Annotated in this window: 13 protein-coding genes, 1 tRNA gene and 1 pseudogene; 5 read left to right on the forward strand and 10 right to left on the reverse strand. The window is 36.9% G+C overall.

Annotation, left to right across the window (positions count from 1 at the left end; all coding sequences use genetic code 11):
* Positions 1-102 precede the first annotated feature (102 nt).
* From ESZ26_RS07950 to ESZ26_RS07975, 6 genes are all read right to left on the reverse strand, one after another.
* Positions 103-1,062 (reverse strand): DUF1186 domain-containing protein, encoded by a 960-nt coding sequence (locus tag ESZ26_RS07950; protein ID WP_146799213.1) that lies wholly within the window; start codon positions 1,060-1,062, stop codon positions 103-105.
* 151 nt (positions 1,063-1,213) lie between these two features.
* A complete protein-coding gene (locus ESZ26_RS07955; protein ID WP_223271579.1) occupies positions 1,214-5,266 on the reverse strand; it encodes a hypothetical protein in 4,053 nt (1,350 codons plus the stop codon).
* Between the two features lie 361 nt (positions 5,267-5,627).
* Entirely contained in the window at positions 5,628-6,098 is a 471-nt protein-coding gene (locus tag ESZ26_RS07960; RefSeq protein WP_146799214.1) for a hypothetical protein, read from the reverse strand.
* A 232-nt stretch (positions 6,099-6,330) separates the two neighbouring features.
* A complete protein-coding gene (locus ESZ26_RS07965) occupies positions 6,331-7,221 on the reverse strand; it encodes a hypothetical protein (RefSeq protein ID WP_146799215.1) in 891 nt (296 codons plus the stop codon).
* Between the two features lie 231 nt (positions 7,222-7,452).
* On the reverse strand, positions 7,453-9,018 hold the full coding sequence (locus tag ESZ26_RS07970) for a sensor domain-containing diguanylate cyclase (protein WP_223271580.1): 1,566 nt from the start codon (positions 9,016-9,018) through the stop codon (positions 7,453-7,455).
* A gap of 499 nt (positions 9,019-9,517) precedes the next feature.
* The gene (locus ESZ26_RS07975; RefSeq protein ID WP_146799217.1) at positions 9,518-10,036 is read right to left on the reverse strand and encodes a hypothetical protein; all 519 of its coding nucleotides are present in this window, start codon (positions 10,034-10,036) and stop codon (positions 9,518-9,520) included.
* Positions 10,037-10,185: 149 nt separating this feature from the next.
* On the opposite strand from ESZ26_RS07975, the pseudogene ESZ26_RS07980 reads away from it, so the two are divergent.
* The 4 genes and pseudogenes from ESZ26_RS07980 to ESZ26_RS07995 form a co-directional block, all read left to right on the forward strand.
* A pseudogene (locus ESZ26_RS07980) lies at positions 10,186-10,416 on the forward strand (type II toxin-antitoxin system ParD family antitoxin); the annotation flags it as partial.
* Positions 10,413-10,652, forward strand: a complete 240-nt coding sequence (locus ESZ26_RS07985) for a type II toxin-antitoxin system RelE/ParE family toxin (protein ID WP_146799218.1) — start codon at positions 10,413-10,415, stop codon at positions 10,650-10,652. The pseudogene ESZ26_RS07980 and the gene ESZ26_RS07985, both read left to right, overlap by 4 nt.
* A gap of 230 nt (positions 10,653-10,882) precedes the next feature.
* Complete coding sequence (locus ESZ26_RS07990; protein ID WP_146799219.1) at positions 10,883-12,757, forward strand: DEAD/DEAH box helicase; 1,875 nt, start codon at positions 10,883-10,885, stop codon at positions 12,755-12,757.
* 735 nt (positions 12,758-13,492) lie between these two features.
* Positions 13,493-14,863 (forward strand): serine hydrolase domain-containing protein, encoded by a 1,371-nt coding sequence (locus ESZ26_RS07995; protein WP_146799220.1) that lies wholly within the window; start codon positions 13,493-13,495, stop codon positions 14,861-14,863.
* 389 nt (positions 14,864-15,252) lie between these two features.
* On the opposite strand, the gene ESZ26_RS08000 is transcribed toward ESZ26_RS07995, so the two are convergent.
* From ESZ26_RS08000 to tmpT, 3 genes are all read right to left on the reverse strand, one after another.
* Complete coding sequence (locus ESZ26_RS08000; protein ID WP_146799221.1) at positions 15,253-18,234, reverse strand: EAL domain-containing protein; 2,982 nt, start codon at positions 18,232-18,234, stop codon at positions 15,253-15,255.
* A gap of 494 nt (positions 18,235-18,728) precedes the next feature.
* Positions 18,729-19,379: a PEP-CTERM sorting domain-containing protein gene (locus ESZ26_RS08005; protein WP_146799222.1), complete on the reverse strand. Its 651-nt coding sequence runs from the start codon at positions 19,377-19,379 to the stop codon at positions 18,729-18,731.
* Between the two features lie 310 nt (positions 19,380-19,689).
* Positions 19,690-20,328 (reverse strand): thiopurine S-methyltransferase, encoded by a 639-nt coding sequence (gene tmpT / locus ESZ26_RS08010; RefSeq protein ID WP_146799223.1) that lies wholly within the window; start codon positions 20,326-20,328, stop codon positions 19,690-19,692.
* 485 nt (positions 20,329-20,813) lie between these two features.
* Between tmpT and ESZ26_RS08015 the strand changes: the two genes are divergently transcribed.
* On the forward strand, positions 20,814-21,575 hold the full coding sequence (locus ESZ26_RS08015) for an alpha/beta fold hydrolase (RefSeq protein WP_146799224.1): 762 nt from the start codon (positions 20,814-20,816) through the stop codon (positions 21,573-21,575).
* Between the two features lie 987 nt (positions 21,576-22,562).
* Here ESZ26_RS08015 and ESZ26_RS08020 read toward each other — a convergent pair.
* Positions 22,563-22,653 (reverse strand) — tRNA-Ser (locus ESZ26_RS08020).
* Positions 22,654-22,933 lie beyond the last annotated feature (280 nt).

A 22,933-nucleotide genomic window follows, 5' to 3' on the forward strand; every position in this document is an offset into this window, starting at 1 on the left:
AATCTTTCAATGAGCGGTTTTTCTAGTTTACCAAGATGGATGTAGGTACTGGTTTAATTGCGCGGTCTCATTTCTATTTAAAGTAAATACCAGCGCTGTGTATTACTGTAAGCAACACTTTTTATATTTTTTACCACTACCACATGGACATGGATCGTTGCGACCAGCCATAGCTAATGAACTTACCGGTACACTGTTCTCTAAAATTGTTTTTTCGTCATAAAGGATATTAGCTAATAAACCACCTTCAGCCATTAACGACTCAAATATATCATGGTCATCACTTGGCAGTGTATCGAGCAACTCATCTTCAGAGTCATCATCAATCCATGTCTTTAACGTATCAACGACACTGAACTCTGCCTGAATAATACCCGACTCTATCAGCTTAGGTGCATCTCCCCTATGCCAGGCTTTTACCTCAGCTTTTTTAAAGCGGTCTTCGTCAAATAAGTCTTTATCACATAATTCGACAAACTGACGTTTGAAGTTATCAAGTTGATATTCAATACAAGAATCGGCTAATGCACTCATTAAGAAACTACTGATTGGATTGGGTAAAGCCAAAAAAGCTGCTAGCCAACGAGTTACATGTTCACCTAATTCTGTTTTATCAATGACACCCACTTCGTATTGAGCAAACACCGCTTCAATAGCAGAAGCTTTGCAATACATCGCTTGATGACCGTCAACAATGTAATCAGACAATACTTGTGTATTACCGTCAGCCACATTATAAAATAAGGTTGGCGTTAATTCAGTGAGAGCATCCCCAAACACCCCTTCCAGGGGGGTTAAAAAGGAATCACTGCGCGAGAATAACTGCAGACATTTTGACAACGCGGGGACATATTTTAATTCAGCTAGTAATAATGTGCCGAAAAATAAAATCGCCTGTTGCTCATCGGTAAGCGAAGTATCATCGGTAATAAATTGATCGATGAGTCGCTCTAAATCAGGATAAAACACTGACCAATTCATTTTAACTGCTTCTAGCGCTTCAACAGGTAGTTCGTTGCCATGTGCAGTAGCGATCACCAATAAAGCTTGTTCTAAATTCATGTAAGTTCCGCGTTAAATAATCAATTATGGGTGGCAGGTGCCGAATATTACATAATAAACACTTCCTATGGCCGTTACCAATGAAAGCACTAGATCTAATCGAATTTTCAATTGATATTTCAAATCGATCTAGTTTTGCTGCAACAAGCTATTATTTTTTGTCTAGTTGCTTACTGAGTTCACTTCGCCAATAGCCTTGTTGACCCAGCGCTTTCCAAGCCCATTTTATCCAACTTAAAAAAGCAAAGCTCAGCCAAATAACCCAAACCAACATAATACCTTTATAAAAAAGGGTTGAGATACTCACCACAGATACTTGGGGTAACAAACCACTCGATTTATCTGAAAACCATTGAAGGTGGTTACCGTATGAATAGTTACCTTCGATGCCCATACTAGGCGAGCTCAACAGGCTGGCTGGAACCACAAGTACAAGTGACACTATGGCGACAATTGATAAGAGATATAATAAAAGCTGTGAGGCGTTATATGAAAGTCGGTTAATATTTTTGGGTCGATAAGTACTGGCAGTAATAGCCGCAAACCACAGCGCCATTAGCATTAACACCCCCCAATTACTTAAACTTAAGCCAAAGCCTAAGATGATCCAACTCAGTGTATTTAAGGGTGAAAACCTAACTCTCGAGACGAGTAAAGCTAATAAAATAAAAGTGAACAACTCTCCCCAATAAAGTACTGCTGGCCCCAGTAGAGGGCCTTTAGCAGAAAGTATCCAGCGCTGGCTACTCAAATTTATTATGCTGGTAATATTACTGATTGGTGCATTTAAGTTTATTTTTGGCGCAGAAAATAACAATTCTTCTTCGACACTGGTACGCATCAGTATCTGAACATTATGTTTACCAGGCAGTACTGGAATTGCCAGTTTATCGTCTTCTAGTTGAAGATTAATCAGTTTGTTATCCGTTCGTATTTCTTTTAACTGATAATTTAGCGGCAATTCAATAATATGTTCACCACCACGTGTACTTCGATAATCAAAAGATAAACTTAACGTTGAGGTACGTGTGCCTTGCTCAATGGTGTAATTCACAGAATCAATGGCTAACACATCACCTTTTACTGCAACAGGTCGAGTAATGGTGAGATCTAGGCTTTCACCGGGATATGGATAGAAAGAATAACGATAATAATCATTATTGTCTTGGTCTTCTAAAATTATCGGTAATCCAGAAAGATTTGCATGCCACGCAGGACTAACAATCACTCGCCACAGTTCAATTAACGACTGTTCAGGCTTAGCGTGTAAACGAAGGTCTTGTTGTTGAGCAAGGATAGAAGTCCAACTAAAAACGTTAACACCAGCAGGTAAAGTAACCGCCACTTGATTATTTTCAACAATGACCTCTGCGCTGGTGATATTTTCACCTGCTATTAAAGGAACATTAATATTTATTGAACCGCTATTCGGTGCTATACGTTCAACCTTAGTACGTATTGTCCATAATTGGTCAACAGACAATTCTCTGCTCACTTTAACAAAGGGCTTTGCACTATATCGAGTTGAAGTTTGCTGCTTGTTACTTTGCTTTTTATCAGCATTGGTTGCTAAAAAAGCCAAGGTATTTCCAGTTAACCGGTCACCTTGACGACCAACAATTTCCCAAGCGGCTAAAGAGGATATATTAACGTGCTTTGGCTTATCTCTAAATTCAAGTTGAAATTCGTCAACGTAAGCCACCTGCCCCAACAAGGTTATGGTAGATAATCCTTGAGCAATAGGAATATATATCCAACCTTTATATTTTACTAAGCTTTCAATTTTATTTTCCGCTGATGTCTCACCTAGTAATAATTTTTCTGGTCGCCAAAATTCAGACTTGGGTAAAGCTAACGCAGTAGCAGTATTAGCATGAACAGATAACACCAAGGTTAACTGTTTTTCATCAATGCTAACTTGTAATTTATTGATAGCAACACAATCAGGCACGCACGATGGCGCTTCTGTTAGCCTCACCTTAAGTTCATCTAAGAGCTTTTGACTAGGAAAATCGGTAGCTTCAACAGTCGGTGAATAACTCGGTATTAAGATAAATAAAGCCAACACACTCGCTACTGCCTGAGGTTTAATTTTAGTGTATGCCTCGCTAATAACTTCTTTTAATACTAAAAACAGCCAAATCAAGGTGAAAAATATGCCCAGTATCTTAATGACCCTATAGGTGGTTTTTGATAAAACAATCACCTCGAACGTTTGATCTTTAGCAACAGGACTATTCCAATTAATTTGATAGCTATTCCACTGCCAACTTGGAATACCAGAGCCAGCTTGCATTAAGGCATCCGCTTGATAACGCTCCATCATTAACTCAGCCATTTTCACTCGATTACCTGACACCATGATTCTTTCAACTGGTGCACTCATAAGATCGTCTGAGGTGATAACATCGCTGCGCTTTCTGCTCATCTGTAATTCTTTGTTTTGTACAACTGCGCGTTCTCTATAACTGTCTGCATTTGATTCTCGTGACTCCAACTGAGGATGTATCACGGTTCGTAATTGCGTCGCAGAAAATAGTAGTATCGCTCCAACAGCAACCGTTATACTTATCCCCCAATAGGCTTTAACTAAGGCTTTCATGCGTTCAAAGGGTTGATGTTTTTTGATAACAATCGCCAAAAGTAAATTAAGAATAGCGACTATAGGCGCGTTAATTTCTTGATATATAAAAAGCAGCATTACCGCAGTGGCAATACCTGAAGTGATATTAATCAATCGACTTGCCATTAAAGAAGATAATAGAACAATAAAACTTGCCCAAATTGACCAGCTTGACCACCAACTGTTTGACACGTTATCTGCTCCAAATACGGCAAATAATTTATTGCCTGGCGGCAGATTAAGCTTCAATGATACCCGCTCAAAATCGTTGCCCCAACCGCTAACCGGTAATTGTTTGGCTGAGTTGATAATACCTCTTGCTTCAATTTTTACTTGTGGGTAACGATTTTCGATACCCCTTTCATTTGGCTCTTTGGTGGTAATTAATACTGAGCCATCTTGGTCTTCTGCAGACTCTAATAAATATGGAGACTTCATACTTAAACGCCAATCATTAATCATTGCGCCATGAATATCATCATTGAAGGTATAAGTTAAATGATCAAATGAAAGCCACAAGGTGCGTTTCAAGTTAAGTTGATTTTCTAAATGTAAGGGTTTGCCTCTATGTTGAATATCATAATGGAGTGAATCCTTGGTATTAACTAAATAACTCGGTAATTCATACCATGCATTAGGCATATTTACTTGACTGCTATCAACAGTTTTTGCGCCCTCAACTTTACCCAAACGTAGGTTTTCATGCCCTTCAAAAACCCAAATTTCTTCTTTTGGCCAATGATGAGATTGTTCAGGTTTTTGCCACGTTAATAAAGTGGCTGGTGCATAAGCTAGCACCTTTATTTCCCAACTGCCTGGTTTCAATTTAGCGTGTAGGATACCATCGCCATCTAAAAATGAGGAAACAAGTGATTCAATGCCAATCAATTCAAAACCTTCTGGCAGTAGCTTGCCGAGCTCTACTTCTCTCATTTGACCTGACACATTGAGACTAATGAGGGTTTCAAGCTTTATATAAGGGCCGTCGGCAATACGTCTTACCACAGTTATATCAAGAGAGTCTTGTTGCTCTTGGCTCGTTTTAGCGTTTTGCAGCCATAGGTTATTATTTTCTATTTTAGGAAAGGCGATAACTTGGTTATTAATCGTCATCTTAACGAAAGCATATTGTTCAGGGATAGTGATACTTTCAGGTATTTTTGACCATTTAAACTTACCTGCTATAACATAAGTGCCTTTTACTAATTCAATAGCTGGTTTACCTTTATAAGTAAATACGGGAAAGTCTTTATTATTAACTGTAACAGCAAGTGGCCAGTTATTATCATTTCCGGGCAAAGGGATAATACTTTTAGTTAATACCTGCCATGATTGTTTAAACGAGGCTGAACTGTCTGTTACATTTATTGCCAGCGTACTTGGCCAAGCACAAATATGATTTTGCTTGTCAGCAAAGTTAGTATTATTGATAAAAGGACAAGATAGGTTTTCCTGGCCTTTCAATACCCAAGACACCCAAGGAGTTAAAGGCTCAGGGATAGTGTCTTTGGCAAAAAGTGAGAACGACATTAATAATAGTAGGCAAGAAAAAACACTGTAGGTCAATTTTGTATTTTTCACTTATATCTCCTTGTGATGTTTTTCTTTTATTTTGCCCTTAAGCTTAGGGGTAAAGCAACTCTCTTTTCATTTTTAAAGGGGTGTTCATGCTAATTCATGCAAAAATAACGTTAATAAATAGCCGCCGATTAATGCTCTGAATTATCTTTGTATTGATATTTTCTGACCTTTTATTTTAATTAACACTGAGTATTAGACTGATACTTGCAAGCTCAGTACTTTTATTGAAGCCGACTTTATCGAATCTGTCGAGAAAACCCACTGATCGACGCGGAGCGGCGTCGGTGGGTAGTTCACTGCTAAAGTATTGATGGACAAAAACCTAAGGTTTATCGCTTGGCCTCACGATTTACAAGCTCTACTACAAACTATCTATAGTTTTTTGATTAGTCGCTTTTTCTGCCGATAAATTATTTTCTTCGCTGATAAAGCCAAATATCTTAGTCAATCTATCACCAAGGAAAGAGTCTTCATATTTACCCAAGCAATAAGCCTTATATTTTTGACCTTTTGCAAGTGTGATATCAATATTATGAAAGTTATAAAGTCCCCTTGACTCACATCGGATAACAAATTGATACTCACCTTCTTTTAGATAGACTTCAGCAGGAACTGTATCCCAGACATTGACAGAAATGACTGTCGCGCCAGCGGTATCAAATGCTGAAGCAATATCAGTGACTAGTTCATAATCACCAACCCACAATCCTACATCATCAACAGAAACACTAGACAAATTTTGACGAGTAAGATTATTTGGGTTGTAGGTATCAATTGTTGTAGCGCAAGCGCTTAATAACAATACCGAGAATATGATAACTAAAAATTTCATTATTAAACCTTATCGGGTGAACTTGGTTACCCGTAGTCTGTAATACCTTATTAAAAGGCAAAGTTTGTGGAAAAAACGAGTAAAGTAACCGCTCAAAGAACCAATTTTTTTTGAGCAGATTGAGAGCTTAAAGGTAAGAACTTCAGGTTTATCACTCTAGCAATAAACAACCCCGATAACTTCATCTGATTTTAAAATAAATTATTGTTTGTTTTGTTATAATTAATACAATTTAGTGGCATAATTGATTAAAGTTCAAATCTGTATTCACTAAAAAATCTGCATTAACTAAAGATAACATTCGCTCTGTAGCGATAAATTCATTAGGTATATTGAATACTTTTCTTTTACTTATTTGAGCTTTCATAAGAGATTTACAGTGATTATTATAAAAAAATATATTGAATGCCCCACTTTTTATTAATCGTAATAATCCAACCTTTATTCGCTCAGCTATTAAAGGTTTTTTAGGAGATATATAGAAATATGTGGCTAACGGTATATATAATAATACATTTTTATCTACCATTAGATTAGGCAGTGTTGATTTTCGAGAAGCCACTTCTTCATACACTTCATTTATTCCTCTCGCAAAAGTTGAAAATCTATTTTTGCTTAACATACCAAATAAACCATTATAATTAGAGCCGGTAACGACATTAAATCCAGCTCTCTCTAATACTCGTTTTGTAGACCAATCTTTCCCTGAGCCAGTAGATAAGGCTAATAAATCTTCAAACTTATTTACCTCGTTCATTAATTTAGCACTTTCTTCATTTACGATAAATAATCTAAAACCTTGAAGACCCTTTCTGATCGGGATAGGAACTACAATTAATTTTTCATCCCATTCAGGTTGAGGAGCCTCAGCCATCACATCAATAAATTCCCCTGAAATTAATTCATGTAAAGTACGGTTTCGCGTCATATACGTTGAGGACTGTTCAATTTTATCATCACCAAATTCTGGCGTAACACTCATTATTAAAGATAATAAATCGTATGTATATTGGTAACGAGTATCTAAAGTTGATAATGGTTTATTAATAAGGATATTATTTGCGTAAATTAACTTTGAAAATAATATTATTAAAATAATAGCGAAACGGAATAGGAAGAGCACTATTTAAATGTCCATATGTAATAGCATGATACGCAAAAATTTAATCGTAGCATTATTAATTAAAACAGCAAGGTTTAGTTATTGAAAACATGATGATTGTTCGGTCAAATATGAGAAAAATGATTTTAAGTCTCGATGAGCCAAAATGACAACAGAGAGCTAAGGTTATAAAGCAATTCATTTCGATAAATGCTCGATTTTAAAGGCGACAGATGACATTGCTAAAATGTGCTATTGCTTATCTTGTTTGTATTTATACATACGCTTGTCGGCTAGTGATAAACACTCAGATTGATTTAGGGTTTCAAAACTCGTGGCAATACCAAAACTTAACCCCGCCTCTTTCCATCCTTTTTCTTGCAACTCTTGTTCTGTTTTCATTAGTAAATCAGATAATTGCAGTAATAGTGGTTTAACTTGTTGTGAGCTTTTAATACTAACAACCCAAATAAACTCATCCCCACCACAGCGAAAAATGCTACCCAGCCCTTGTAGTTTCTTTTGCATGATATCTGCTGTTGCAATCAGCACTTTATCACCTTCGTCATGGCCAAGTTTGTCATTGATTTTTTTAAAGCCATCAAGATCAATAAAAGCAATACAGTACTGCCCTTTTAAGCGAGCCAATTTTTCGTTTTGAGCGAATCGATTACCAATTTGAGTTAATGGATCAATACGCGAAATGGCATAAGTGCGATGAAATTCTTTCTGTTGTATTTGCAACCATTCAGCTAAAGAAAGAAGAATACAAATACAATCAATGGTTAGTGCTATTTGCACAATCAGTTCAAGAGAAATATCCCAGTCAATCTTATAAAGATGAGATAAGACATAACCCAGTAAAGTCAGTCCATATAAAAGATTACCGATTAAGTAATACTTCGCTCTAAAATCTTTTTTCGCGAGCATAAAAATGCCGGTGCCAATACAGAGTGGGATCCATAGCGTTGCGATGATATGTGCTATTAAGTAGCTGTGCGCAAAAGATATAAAAGGCATTAACAAACCTAAACTTAAGCAAACTATCGACAGTAAGTTGAATGTTTTCGCCAATTTAAGATGCTCTGCCTGACAATTAAATAGCAACTTTGTAAACTGGCTGGCAGAGGCAATAGCAAAAGGGAATATCCATATAGCGGTGTAAACGGGGTTAAATGTTGACACCGTAAATAAATGACCAAAGCTTCCTGAGGCTAAAAACCAACCTAAGCCTTGCAGGCCTATATAACCAGTACAGGCTAACGTAACCAAATACTTTGTTCTGAGATATATAAAGAAAGCGATTAAGGCTAGTGTAAGCATGACTGTAAATGAAATTGAGGTGATGCTATTAACAAAAAATTGGTTATTATAAAATGCTGTTTTACTATAAATTTTTACGGTAACAGGTGTTGCGAACATTTTCGCTTCAATATAAATCCACAGCGTGCCTGTTTCCTGTTGATTTAATGAAAAAGAAAACGCCTGCGAGTGAGCTAATTTTGGGTTTGTACCGCCAATCTGCCCAAAACTTGCTAACTTTATTACTCCACCGCTGTCGCGCTGCCAATAAGCAGTACCTGTATCGAGATAATTAGCATGCAGATTGACAAACCAAGTATCATCATGCCCTTTTGTATTGATTAATTTAATCTGAGTAATATAAGCGCCGCTACCGCCTAATGTCGAAGTGACTTGTTTAGCATTTTGATATAATTGATTTAACTCTACAAAACTAGGACTTGTCTCTATAGGTTGGGTTTGGTACCAGAGATTATGCTTATTTAGTTTAATTTTGTTAAGATTATCCAATTTCACATAAGGTTGTGCACTTATCGAAATGGCGATCATAGAAAGAATGAGAAGGGCTAAGCATGCGGTATATTTCGTAATAACGTATTTAGCAGGACGAATATAATTTTGATAGCGACATATAAAATTTAGAATATTCTTATAACCGATTAAAACTCCATGTTTTATATTATGTTAAAAATATGACGGTATAACAAGATTATTTGATTAAAAAATAGCGAATATTAAACACAAAAAAATTCTCTTTAGACGATGAAGCCCAGAGAAATTAACAACCCTTAACGTACATTTGTCTAAACGGTGTCAACGCACAAGTAAGTCAGTCGTTGTCGACTGCTTCGCTTTATCTTCATCAATAAAAAACACCAGATGATAATGATTACTCATTACCTCGTAGGCACAAACATTAATAATAAAGACCTGCGTGAAAAATCAGCTTGTCTATCACCCAGCGTCAACAGTGTTCAAAACGTTGTTCTGCTTGAATGACCTGTTAACTGACTGTTTATTGCAGAAACATTTGCTTATCGTCGACAGTACAAACGTCCACTGCTGTTGGCCGGTTTGTTCTATCAATCACCCAACACTCCTCATAAATAGAACAATAACAAAGCTCTATACTTATTAATGTATCTGCTTTTACCAGCGCCTTTACATCCTCTCCTTTATATAAAACTGGAGTAATACTATTTTGAGGTGATAACGTACGATTGCTAATATGTGACTGCCTAATATTTTCAAATGCTTTTATTTCCTTCCACGTTTTTATATATGTTGGACCATTCTTAACTTTTGCATATTTTATTAGTGCCGGACCAGTACCATTATTACTTACGCCGTAACTAAATGATGAATTACCATTAAAACTTCTGAATATCTCTAACTTTGGCCAAACAGATGCTCTTGCATATTCACGATCAACATAGGCTGAATAAATTGAAGTGAAAGCGGTGACTATGCCAATTAGCAATGCAGATAACGCAACGATCATCTCAGGGCTTTTATACCACTTAATACTATCCATACTTTTTTTACTCCTTAACTAAAATAGAGGCCATTACGAAGCCAGTTAACGCCCACATCATGGGAAACATATCGTGGGTTAAATAAGTGACGAAGGAGCACAGGCCAACTTCTCTTTGTACTTTTGAGGTTTTAATTATCGCTTAAAAGACAAGTGTCACATTCGGAGATCAATTTGATCAGTTTATAAACCAACAACTTAACACTGGTCGTTATGGTTCAGCAAGTGAAATTGTTAGAGCAGGATTGAGAACGTTAGAAGAACCAGAAGCTAAGCTTTTAAATTTACGCAATATATTAATTCAAGGAGAATAAAGCGCTGTTACAGATTACTGCTATGAAAAATTATTGATTGAGCGAGATAAAGATATTCATTATTGAATAAATTTTTATTATCTTCGAACGCTAAAAAAGACTTAATTAAAATCGATAAATATACTCAGTTAACTTGGGCCACAGCCCAGCAAAATGACTATTTAAAAATATTAGATAGCACCTATAAATTATTAGCTATTGAAGCTGAATTAGGTATCAATTTTAATTGTATTATAAAATTTTGCAGTAACCCCCCTCAATCTGGCTATGTAACTTATGACCGTACTTTTTTGATAAAGTAAATGGAGTTTGTATAGTCATTTATCTCAACAGTTTACTCAAAAAATCGAATGCAGGCTCAATTACCTCAGTGATATTCCAGGTTGCGCGCAGCATATTATCTTTCAACTCCCTACTATCTAGATTAGCTTTCGCAAACTAATAAAGATTTAAAGTTTGTTTTAAATTTTGGACTTATCCGCTATTTTGCTATTATGGCTGCTTTTGGTTCCCTATAAGGCAACAGCACTGCGTGGAAGTTTTTCAACTTAGAGATTATCAACAAGAGGCCGTTTCGGCGGTGCTCAAACACTTTCGAAAAACCAACGAGTCTGCAGTGATTGTTTTACCGACAGGCTCAGGTAAAAGTCTGGTCATTGCCGAGCTTGCTCGCTTGGCAAAGCGAAAAATACTGGTACTCACCCATGTGAAAGAATTGGTCGAGCAAAATCATCAAAAATATGAAAGCTATGGTGGTACCGCTGGTATTTATTCTGCTGGATTAAAACTCAAAGAAACTCAGTACCAAGTCACGTTCGCCAGCATACAATCGGCAGCCCGCAATCTAGATGACTTCTACGAGCCCTACTCTTTAATTATTATTGACGAATGTCATAGAGTTAATTTAGCAAGCCCTGAGCTGGCTAGGGACAAAGCTAAAAGCAAACCTGAAGAGGAGCCCAAAGAGCAAGCAAAAGAAAGCGCAAACAAGCTGTCCAATAATAATCAGTATCAACAAATCATTGAAAAATTGACGCAAGTTAATCCCGAGGTAAAATTATTAGGCTTAACCGCAACCCCTTATCGTTTAGGTATGGGCTGGATTTATAAAAAGCATTACCGTGGTTTCATGCGAAGTGAAGAAAAGCGACCTTTTGAGCACTGTATTTATGAACTACCCATTCGTTACTTAATTAAACGCGAGTATTTAACTAAGCCCAATTTAGTTGATGCGACCATAGAGCACTACGATTTTAGTAGCCTACGAGCAAACGCCTCTGGCGAATATAGTCCTGCGGATATGAATCATCTATTAAACAAAAATCCTCGGGTGACTCAAAGCATTATTGAGCAGGTCATTGAGTTAGGCCATAATCGTCAAGGTATTATGGTATTTGCCGCTACAGTTGAGCATGCAAAGGAAGTCTTTAGCTATTTACCCTCCCAATTAAGTGCGTTAATTACCGGTGCTACCGACAACACTGAACGCGATAAGTTAATAAAGGCATTCAAGCGTAAAGAAATTAAATATCTGGTTAATGTTTCGGTATTAACCACTGGTTTTGATGCACCCCATGTCGATATGATTGCAATATTGCGTCCAACACAATCAGTGAGTCTCTATCAGCAAATCATCGGTCGTGGTCTGCGTTTGAGTGATAACAAAAAAGATTGCTTAGTGATTGACTATACGGGCAATGATTTTGACCTTTATCATCCTGAAGTTGGTGAGAAAAAGCCCAATAGTAAAAGTCAGCCCGTTCAAGTTATTTGCCCAAGTTGTGAATTTCCTAATTTGTTTTGGGGCATTTGTGATGATGACGGTTATTTAGTAGAACACTACGGCCGACGATGCCAAGGCCTAGTTTATGCTCCCAGTGAAGAGCAAGCTACGCAGAGCCAATGTGACTATCGTTTTGTATTTAAAGAATGCCCTCACTGCGGTGGTGAAAATGACATAGCTGCTCGTAACTGTTTACAGTGCCTTGAAGTCTTGGTTGACCCCGATGATATGTTAAAAAAGGCACTAAAACTTAAAGATTCAAAAATTATTCGCTGCGCCGGTCTTAATTTAACCAAAGTTAGTGATAAGGCCACTGAGAAGTTAAAGATCACTTATCATGATGAACAAGGCGATGAACTCAACGAATCTTTTGACTTTACTAAGCCAAATCAAGTTGCAGCGTTCAATAATATTTTTGCTAAACGCCTTAGTGCTAAAATCAGTGTTCAACTGGGTTCTACTGGGTCGTTTGAAGTGACTACTCTTGAACAAGCATTAACGTTAGCTAACCTATTACCGTGTCCTGACTTTGTCATTGCCAGAAAACAAAAATTCTACTGGCGTGTCAAAGACAGACTTTTTGACTATCAAGGTAAATACCGAAAAGCCAATGAGCTCAAATAGACTCAATACAAAATAAAAATAAAAATAAAAATAAAAATAAAAATAAAAATAATGATTAGCAAAAACTTAACCAGAATACTGTAAACAAATAAAATCAATAAGTTAATTGGGGGTAATGGTAAGAGTGGATTGAACGCTACGCGAAGAATTAGCGCTATAAACCTTTTTTATAATTTCTAGCTTTAAAAAGCAAAAAACTGCTAATTGGATAATTGCATCAGTTTTGCTAACCCATGACATCAGAACTTCCAGTCATTAAATTTCATACTACCATCGAATGACATTAACGATGGCCACTGAATAACATTAGGGTTGCCACGCAGAAGTTAAGATAACTATGTGCACAAGGAACTAAACGTTCGCTTAAAGTGACTAAATTATTAATTCGGCTTTTAGCCAATGAACTAACATAAGACTCTAGCCTAACAAAGACTTAAATCGACCTAAAGCCGTCATTAGTAATAGTAAAATATGAAGGCGTTTTTAATTCATTTTCGCTGCTCAATTATACTTCCGCTTTAGATTGCTTCTGACACATTCCGGCCTTAACCGAATTCGGGGTGCCCACTCGCGTTGCATAAATTAGAGATGTGTTTTATTGTTTCTATGTTGATATTGAATATCTCTATTCAGTATTTCAATAAGTTCAGATTATTACGTCTCAGTAAACCATAAATACATAGTAGTTGATTCACGAAAATAACATTAGTTCAAAGAGTAAAGGGAAAGGAAATCATGAAATTATCTTTATTGTTTATATTCATTTTTAGTGTCGAAATTCTTAGCGCAAAAACACATGCAGAATCGATAAACGGCTATGATGCCATACTCACAAAACATGTGAAAAATAACGGCCCCGGAGTTGCTGTGATCGTTAGCCGAGGAGATCAGGTTCTTTACCAAGGAGCCAGGGGAATGGCTAATGTTGAACTTGACGTGCCTCTCAGCGTCGTTAGTGTTTTTCGACTTGGTTCTATCACTAAGCAGTTTACTGCTGCGGGTATTTTGCTATTGCAAGAGCAAGGCAAGTTATCGGTAAAGGATGATATTCATAAATATGTTTCGGACTTTCCAACAGAAGAAAATAAAGTGACAATTGAAAATTTGCTGACTCATACTTCAGGTATTGCCAACTACACTGAAGACGAGAGTTTATTTGCCAGCGAAATTCAGGCCCCGACTAACATCGATAAGATGTTGGAGCGTTTTGCCAAACACCCTATGAAATTTAAAACCGGAGAACAATTTCGGTATTCCAATACGGGCTATGTGTTATTGGGAAAAATAATCGAAGTGGCAAGTGGCCAAAACTATGCTGAATTTATTGATGAACACATTTTCAAAAAGTTGAAAATGAACAGCAGTTATTTTGATAGTCCAAAAATCATACCAAACCGTGCCAATGGTTATGATATGGGTCCTGATGGCATTGTTAATGCCATGTACATTGACATGATGTGGCCACATGCAGCAGGTTCTTTAATGTCTACGGTAGGTGACCTTCACCTTTGGTTTAATGGTTTGGCCACGCAAAAATTGCTCGCTGAAAGTAGTTATCAACAGATGCTTCAGCCCTTTACCTTGAATGATGGTTCCATGTCGAGCTATGGGTATGGTATCGAAAGTCGGGATTTAAATAAATATAAAACGTACGCTCACGGTGGCGGAATTCCTGGATTTGTAACTAATGCTTTTTACGTTCCCGAAGAAAAGTTATACGTCGCTGTTTTAAGTAATTTGAGTAATCGAAACGTAGGCATCTTAAGTACCTTACTAGGAGCGCAAGCACTAGATATTGAAGTACCAACATTTACAGCAGTTACGTTGAATGAAAATAAAGTTAAACAGTTTCTTGGGACCTACAAAACCGATAGTGGCTCCAGTAGAACGCTCTCATTGGAGAATGGCAAACTTTATTCTCAAAGAGATAACCGTGATCCCGAAGAAATTTTTCCAATGGCGGACAATCAGTTTTATTTCGAAGGGAGTTTGACCTATTTAGTGGCAGAAAGAAATTCAGAAGGAAAAAAGGTGATCAATGCTTACCATCAATTATCATCAGAACCGGAAGTGGCGATTCTGATAGAAAAAATCGCTATTCACTAGCGTAGCTCTTTTAACACTAACCAGTCTTTTGTATCTTGGCAAAGGGTCAAGAGATGGTTATTCGAATAATCAGCTTTTCTGAGCTAGGCTACCTAATGCCAGCAATATGCGGACCTCTTGTGTCATAAACATCACGGAAGTAAAGGTCCGCTTATCTTGACGGATAACTCGGCCATCACAGCAGTCATTCAAAGAATTATACTGGCATGACTTCAAAGTGCCTTGCTGACCTTAGCTATAGGCGAAATGTTAGGTCAACTGATACGCGATAAGCAGACCTAAGCATACATTATGCTTAGGTCTGCTTATCAGACATTAGTGTCATTAGCGCTTTGATGGATCGGTCAAAGAATGCTGCCATACATATGTACTATTTTAGGGATAAATATTTAGTCAAAACCGTCGGTACCACTTTGCCCATCAATGGGACTTTCAACCTGCCAAGAATCATCCGTTTTCCAGCTAGCTATCCAATCGGGAATATCACTACCAGGCATAGAGCGGGCTATGCCATAACCTTGCGCCTTTTCACAACCAAGCTTTAGAAGCGCCACGCCATGCGCAACTGTCTCGACACCCTCAGCAATGACTTCACGCTTGAATGCATTAGCCAAACCAACAACACCCTCAATAATCGCTAAGTCGTCGGCGTCTTCTAACATATCGCGCACGAAGCTCTGGTCTATTTTAATTAAATATGCGGGTAGTTGTTTAAGATAAGTTAGCGACGAATAGCCAGTACCAAAGTCATCGAAGGCAAAGCGAACACCAAGCCCATGGCATTTAGCCATCGTAGAAGATACTTGGGCTATGTCACTTAAGGCCGTAGTTTCGAGGATTTCTAATTCTAGGGAGCACGAATTTACTTCAGGATGAAGCGCCAATAATAATGCTAAGCGTTCTGAGAAGTTCTTTTGAGTTAGTTGAAAAGCGCTAATATTGACGCTGATTGGTATATTTAGGCCCATGCTTTGCCATTGGCTTATTTGGCTCAATGCACTGCTTATAACCCACTCACCAAGGTCAAGACTCATTACATGACCTTCTATAGCGGGTAAAAATTCTAAGGGCGGGACTAAACCACGCACCGGATGCTGCCAGCGGATTAAGGCTTCTACACCTATCACCTCGCCAGTACGCATATTTACTTTTGGCTGGTAGTGCAATACAAACTCTTTTTGTGCCAAAGCTGAGCTAACATCGCCTATACTTTCTTCTCGAACCTTGCTTGCATTCTCTTGTTCGGTATCGAAGACATGATAACCGTTTTTACCTGCTTTCTTCGCCATATACATGGCTTGGTCGGCATGACGCATAAGTTGTTCTGAGTCTGTACCGTCTTGAGGATGCAGCGTAATACCAATACTTGCTGAAACTTGAATTACGTCATCACCTATTACCACAGGCTCAGCAGCGGCCTTTAGTAACCTTTTTACTACGGGCACACTACCTTCGATGCCTTCCAAATCAGCCATTACTGCGATAAATTCATCGCCGCCAATCCTGGCTAGCGTATCACCTTCACGCAAAGCCTCTTTCATACGTTGCGATACTGCAAGGAGTAGTTCATCACCCACACTATGTCCGAACTTGTCATTGACGGCTTTAAAACCATCTAGATCCATAAAGGCAACCGCCACTGAATTATTGCGACGCTTACACACCGCTATCGCTTGGTTTAGTTGGTCTGCCAGTAATACACGGTTAGGCAGATTGGTGAGTACGTCGTAATGAGCCATTCGTTCTAGTTGCTCATGATGCTCTGCATTTTCAATAATTTCAAGGGTGAGCTTTCGGTTCAAACGGACAAATATTAAAATAACAATCATCATTAGAAATGAGGCTATGGGTAATACCCAAAGAACAACGGTTGATATTTTTATACCCTTTTGTATCTTTACCGCTAACCAATTATTAGCAATATCAGCTTTTTCTTTCTCACTTATACTCAGGAAAACCTTATTGAGAATGCCTACAAGTGGCTCTAACTCAGTTCTCACTGCCATAGAAACTTCTAAGTTATAGGGTGAAAAACCGGTGATAATGAGATCAGCAAATTGCTCTTCATTAATAGTGAAATTGACAAAAGAAATATCACCGAGAAAGGCGTCTAATTTATCATCACTTAATTTTTGCAGTCCATCGATGGTTGAATCCACAGGTATTATTATTATTTCAGGGTAGTCAGAGGCAACAAAACCCAACACGGCATTCTCAGCGACAATACCAATGGTTCGCCCTTTTAAACTCGCTAACGAATCCGCATTAAATCCATTTTTACGGGAAACAAGTACCGTGGGTGCTGAAATGTATGGGTTGGTAAAAAGCATCGACTTTTCACGTTCTGGCGTTCTAACAATGGCCGAAATAACATCAATTTTATTATATTTAATCGCAGCGAGCGATTCAGCCCAGCTATAATTTTTATCAGCTTCAATGGTTAAAGAAAGACTATTTTTTATGTATTCAATATAATCGGCAGAGAGCCCCGAAAAATCACCTTTGTCATTAAAATACTCAAACGGATACCATGAATCTACGCCTAATCTTAGCGCAGGAAGTTGTTGTAACCATTTTCTTTCTGCCAGAGTTAAACTAGTAAGTGATGCGAGATTACTAAAATAAGGCTTTGTGGTTGGTAGCCACTTTTCTTCTAATTCAATCAATGACTGTATTGGTATATTATTGATACCCTCATTTATTATTTTCAATAAACTAGGTTGTTCTTTAGCTAAAGCTGCATGGACTGTATTATTTAATAACACTTCATCCGATATGGTATATACACCATCTAGTCTTAATATCGTTAATTCGATTTTTAAATTAGGTATTTCTCCAATAACGGCATCAACTTCATTATTAAATAATTTTTTAATACCGTCTGAAGTGTTTTCATACTCTATGAGATTGAGTGAAGGGTATTTTTCAGCGATATAACTTACCTGGTAACTCTCAGCTTGAACAGCAATCTTAGCACCTGATAATTCTGATAGTTTAATATCTTTGGAATACTTATTGCTGAAAATGATTCCTGTTTCAATACTATGAATAGGATTTGAAAAATCAGCCCATTGTTTTCTTTCATCATTAATGAAAACGCCCTGAATTACGGCACCTTTATTTTTTATTGTATCCATTGCAACATCGAATGGTTGCATGACTATTTCTATGGGAATGTTATTTGATTTTGACCAAAGGCGCCAATATTCAAGGTAAAGTCCTGTAGTTGTGCCATCTGGAAGTGTAAAACTAAATGGATTGGAATTTTCCACACCTATAATTCTGATACTTTCACGGGGTTCTCTTTTATCTTTAGCAGAACATAGAGATGAGAAAGATAATATCCATAGTAAAGTAATAATAGTCTTCATATGACTGTGCGATATCCCTTGTAATTATTTATTTTAGGCTGTCTTCCACCATGAAACTGGTTGAGGTTAATGATGGTATTACTTTATTTTACATTAAAACATTCTCAACATTCAAAAGCACGGGTGTCCTCAAATTCTTAATGATCGCTCATCGAACATAAGAGCCATCGGGGAATAATTACTAATGGCAGTTGTCATCACAGAGAAGCCATAAAAATGAATTAGTGAAAGGACTATAATCGTATCTTTGTTAACATTAAGCTAGTGATCATTAGAGACTTCTTCAACTAGCCAACTGCGGACATTAGTTTATGGTGGTACTTTACGATAACAAATCACTAACAGCGGACACTTTTGCGAAAATAAAATTTTGCTTAAAGCAACTATAAATTTGAGCCTAGTTATGTCGATTTTTCCAGTTACCAACCCCCAGAAAAAAAGTACCAATTATTTTAATCGATGTTTTTCTAGAATCAAATATTAAAAAACCTATATTAAGATTGTTTCTTAAATCGACGTGATGCTAAACCAACAAGAGCCAAGCCAAAAATTGCAAGCGTGGATGGTTCAGTTACTTTAGTGTAAATAAATGTTCCCGCATCATATCTATTTGGTGTACCACTATCAGTAGTTAAAGCAAAATCATTTATGCTATTACCACCATAATAACCACCACCTACAAATTGAATCAATCCACTTCCATTGTTAATGGTTGGGGCTGCTGTACCGGATGGGCCGGCGTTACCATTTTTATCTGTATCATTAAAACCCCTAGCAACTATTGCATAACTACCTACACCCAAGGTAACGTCAGCAATATTGAAAAATCGGCTGTTTCCCATTAATGTATTTGAAGTGCCAAGGAATGTTGCAATTTCAGTGACCATTAAATTAGTGTTACGGTCAAAAATTCCTACTTGAATCTCTGAATCGAATCCATCAAAACCACTATCAAAGGCACCTAATTCGGTAACATTAATAGCTGATGTAACATCAAAATACATAGCAAGAGAACCACCATAACCTTGGTTTCCTGTACCTCTTGTCGAATCGAGTGCGATTAAGCCAGCATTTGCTACATTAATAAAGCAACCTGTTGAGAATAATAAGCTTATTAATGCAGTCTTTATAAATTTTAATTTCATTTGATATTCCTTTAATCCTGTTACAACAAATTTGAAAGGTAATTGCTAAAAGTGAAACTTCATCACCTTCCTTGAATTAGCATAAATCAAGCCAACAAAATAATAGCCAACAAAATCAATAAAATAAATAAAACGTGAATACTTGTCATGTGTAATTGTAAAATAATCGAACACTATCATCTCATCAATCATTTGAGTTTATTGCAGATTATTAGCAAGTTGTAGCTCGGAAGTGCTGACAACCTTGTTACTCAATGACGTCTTCTTTCGTATCTTTATTAACATTGGCAAGTGACTAATAGAGATTTTTTCAGATGTTCGACAACAGCCAAATATTTTCACTAGCATCACATTTTCCTTTTAGGCCACCAGGTACGTCTATTTTTTTGAGAAGACTCAACTCATAACTATCCACATAATACTGCTTAACGTCATCATCACTAATAGAGAAAGGAGGGCCTTTCAACAATTTTTGATCATATTCAAATGTAATTAGAAGCTGTGGTGAAACACCTGTAATTTCAAGTAAATGTAATCTATATTTCTCACGTATTTCATCTGGCAAAGCAACCAGAGCGGCTCTATCATAAATTGCATCAACGAAGCCTAGTGTTTCACCACATAAATCGAAAATATCACCTACAAATATATCTATATTTTCTGCACTGTAGCAGTATATATTTCCTAATTTAGAAATATTTGGCTCGACTCCAAGTTCAAAGAATAGCTGTTCGACTGCACACTTATTCAGCTCAGCCCCTGCTACACGATAACCTTTAGAAAGCAACCAAGCAATGTCGAGAGATTTACCACATAAAGGTAAAAATATACGGCAACCTTCAGCCAATAAAAGCTCATTTATATATTCAACTAATAGAGAGTTAGCTTGCCCTTCGTGAAATCCGATATGATTTTTTTCCCATATTTGATGCCAAAAATTTAAATCCATATTTATACCTCTTAGTTATTTACTGTGCACATAACAGCTATATTAACGAGATGAATTCCATTTTTGTGGCTGAAATTTCCGCTAACTTATTATAAATATTATAACTTTACCTTTTTGCTAATGTATCATCAATAGGTTATAAATTTGGTGATTTTGTAACTCTTCATTGAAAGGCTGATCTACAATTCAAATCTGATTATTTAAAACTTAACATTAGAAAACATAATGCAAATAATTTATCGTTAACATATCTAAACAGTCTCTTGTCAGATCGTTTTTTTATTAAGGAAATGGTCTTCTCAAGCTAAATAGGTAGCGTTTTTTGTATGGTAGGCTCATAGCTGGTGCTTTGACGTAACTACCTATTCATAATGGTCATTTACCTGACTTTAGGTTGAAAGTATCTTAAACTCATCTTGAATTTTAATTTGCAGTAGTTTCAAACGTGTGCGAGTTATCAAAGTTATCTAGGAGAGTCTCTTAAAATGCCTTATTGTAAAAATAAAGATATATTCATTTATTATGAACAACATGGTAAAGGCGAACCTGTAATTTTAGTCCATGGCATTGCCGTTAGCTTTAAATATAACTTTTCGAATTTTTCTTGGGTCGACAAATTAACTGACAATAACATGCGAGTTGTTGGTCTTGATCTGAGAGCTCATGGGCTAAGTGATAAACCTCTAGATCCTAGCTCCTATGGAACTCATAATTTGACAAGTGATATTCTGGCAGTAATGGATGAGCTAAAAATTAAAAGAGCTTCAATTATAGGGTATTCGCTTGGTAGTGCACTGACACTACATTTAATTCATTCACATCCTGACCGTTTTTCTAGAGCCGTTTTAGTAGCTACAGGAGATAGCCTATTCGGGCTGACCTCTTCTTCTGCATTAAAACAGAGTTCTATAGATCTATTTTTAGCTATTTCTAGCGACACATATCCTCATCATTTGCCTGAACATATCGCCGCGTACTGGAATTTCGTTAATCAAAGTGGTGCCAATAGGCAGGCGCTTTTAGCACTTTTGAAAGGCGATACGCAACATTTATCAATAGAAGATATTTCTAGTATTGATACTCCAACAATGATTATTAGTGGTGGAAAGGATCTAGTATTAGGACAAGGAGTCAAGTTGGCAGAGAAACTACCAGAAAGTGTGTATTTGGAGTTTAAGGAAGCAGATCATTTTAGTTTAGCTGCGATTACAGACGTAAAGAATGCGATTGTTGATTTTTTACGTTAGAAAAAGAACATTGGGTTACAGTATAAACACCTCCATTCAATGTTCGTTTATGGTTATTCTTCCCCCGATAAACCAGACACTAAAATCTAACTAATAAACCTGCGGGGTCAGGTTCGTTGAAATATACTGGACTTATGCTGGACTTATGCTGGCTACTGATTTAGTTAGAAGTTTACAACTTGTCCATGTATATAAATGAACAACAAAATCCAGACGAAAAAAACCTTAACATTGCTGCTAAGGTTTCGTTTCTTCTCGTTAGAGAATGAATGGTGCCAACAGCCAAAGTCGAACTGGCGACCTACTGATTAAGTATCCTTTGCTACCCCATATAAATAAAGGCTTTTAGATATTTATACTAAATAATCAACACTACTTGAGTCTAATTCAGCTTTTGTAATTTAAATGTCTCCCCAGTTGCAAAGTTAGCGTGGCCTTTATATCGTATCAAAGTGGGCCTTTTTTGATCTTGGCTTTGTCTAGTCTTTAGTAACTAAAAAGCTAACATCAGCTTTATGTTGGTTTAAAGAATTGATGGTGGCAAACTAAAATGTAATTGGCTGGCAAGGCTAAATAAAATTTGGTGGCACTGCTAGTCAATATTATCCACTAATCTTTCGATTAGCAGTTTTCTATATTTAGCGGTGGGTTAAAGGATTAGCGCTATAAAGCCTTTTTTATAATTTATAACTCTCCAAAAGCAAAAAACCGCTAATCTTTCGATTAGCGGTTTTTCTTTGTTTGGCGGTGAGAGTGGGATTTGAACGCTACTCGAAGGTTTAGTGCTATAAACCCTTTGTTTATAATTTATAACTTTTTAAATGCAAAAAACCGCTAATCTTTCGATTAGCGGTTTTTCTTTGTTTGGCGGTGAGGTAGAGATTTGAACGCTACTCGAAGGTTTAGTGCTATAAACCCTTTGTTTATAATTTCTAACTTTAAAATGCAAAAAACCGCTAATCTTTCAATTAGCGGTTTTTCTTTGTTTGGCGGTGAGATAGAGATTTGAACTCTAGAAGGGCTATAAACCCTTGCTGGTTTTCAAGACCAGTGCTTTCGACCACTCAGCCATCTCACCTGAATGTCTCAAAACAATTGCTTGCTTCAAGACGGGGCAGATATTAAGACCTGCAATAACATTTGTAAAGCACTAATTTTACTATTTCTTCTTTATGTTTAATTAATCGGCAAGTATGCGAAAAAAACAGCTGTTTAGCGATAATTTACCTTTATCGATAATTTAAATAATAACGTTGACCTTGCTCGGGCAATAATATCTTCTCTTTATATCAGGCTGAATACGTATGTAATTTGTTGTGTCAATTTTTCGGTTGTGATTATATAACTTCATCGTGCGT

This window comes from Colwellia hornerae (genome assembly GCF_007954355.1).
Taxonomy (GTDB): Bacteria; Pseudomonadota; Gammaproteobacteria; order Enterobacterales; family Alteromonadaceae; genus Colwellia_A; species Colwellia_A hornerae.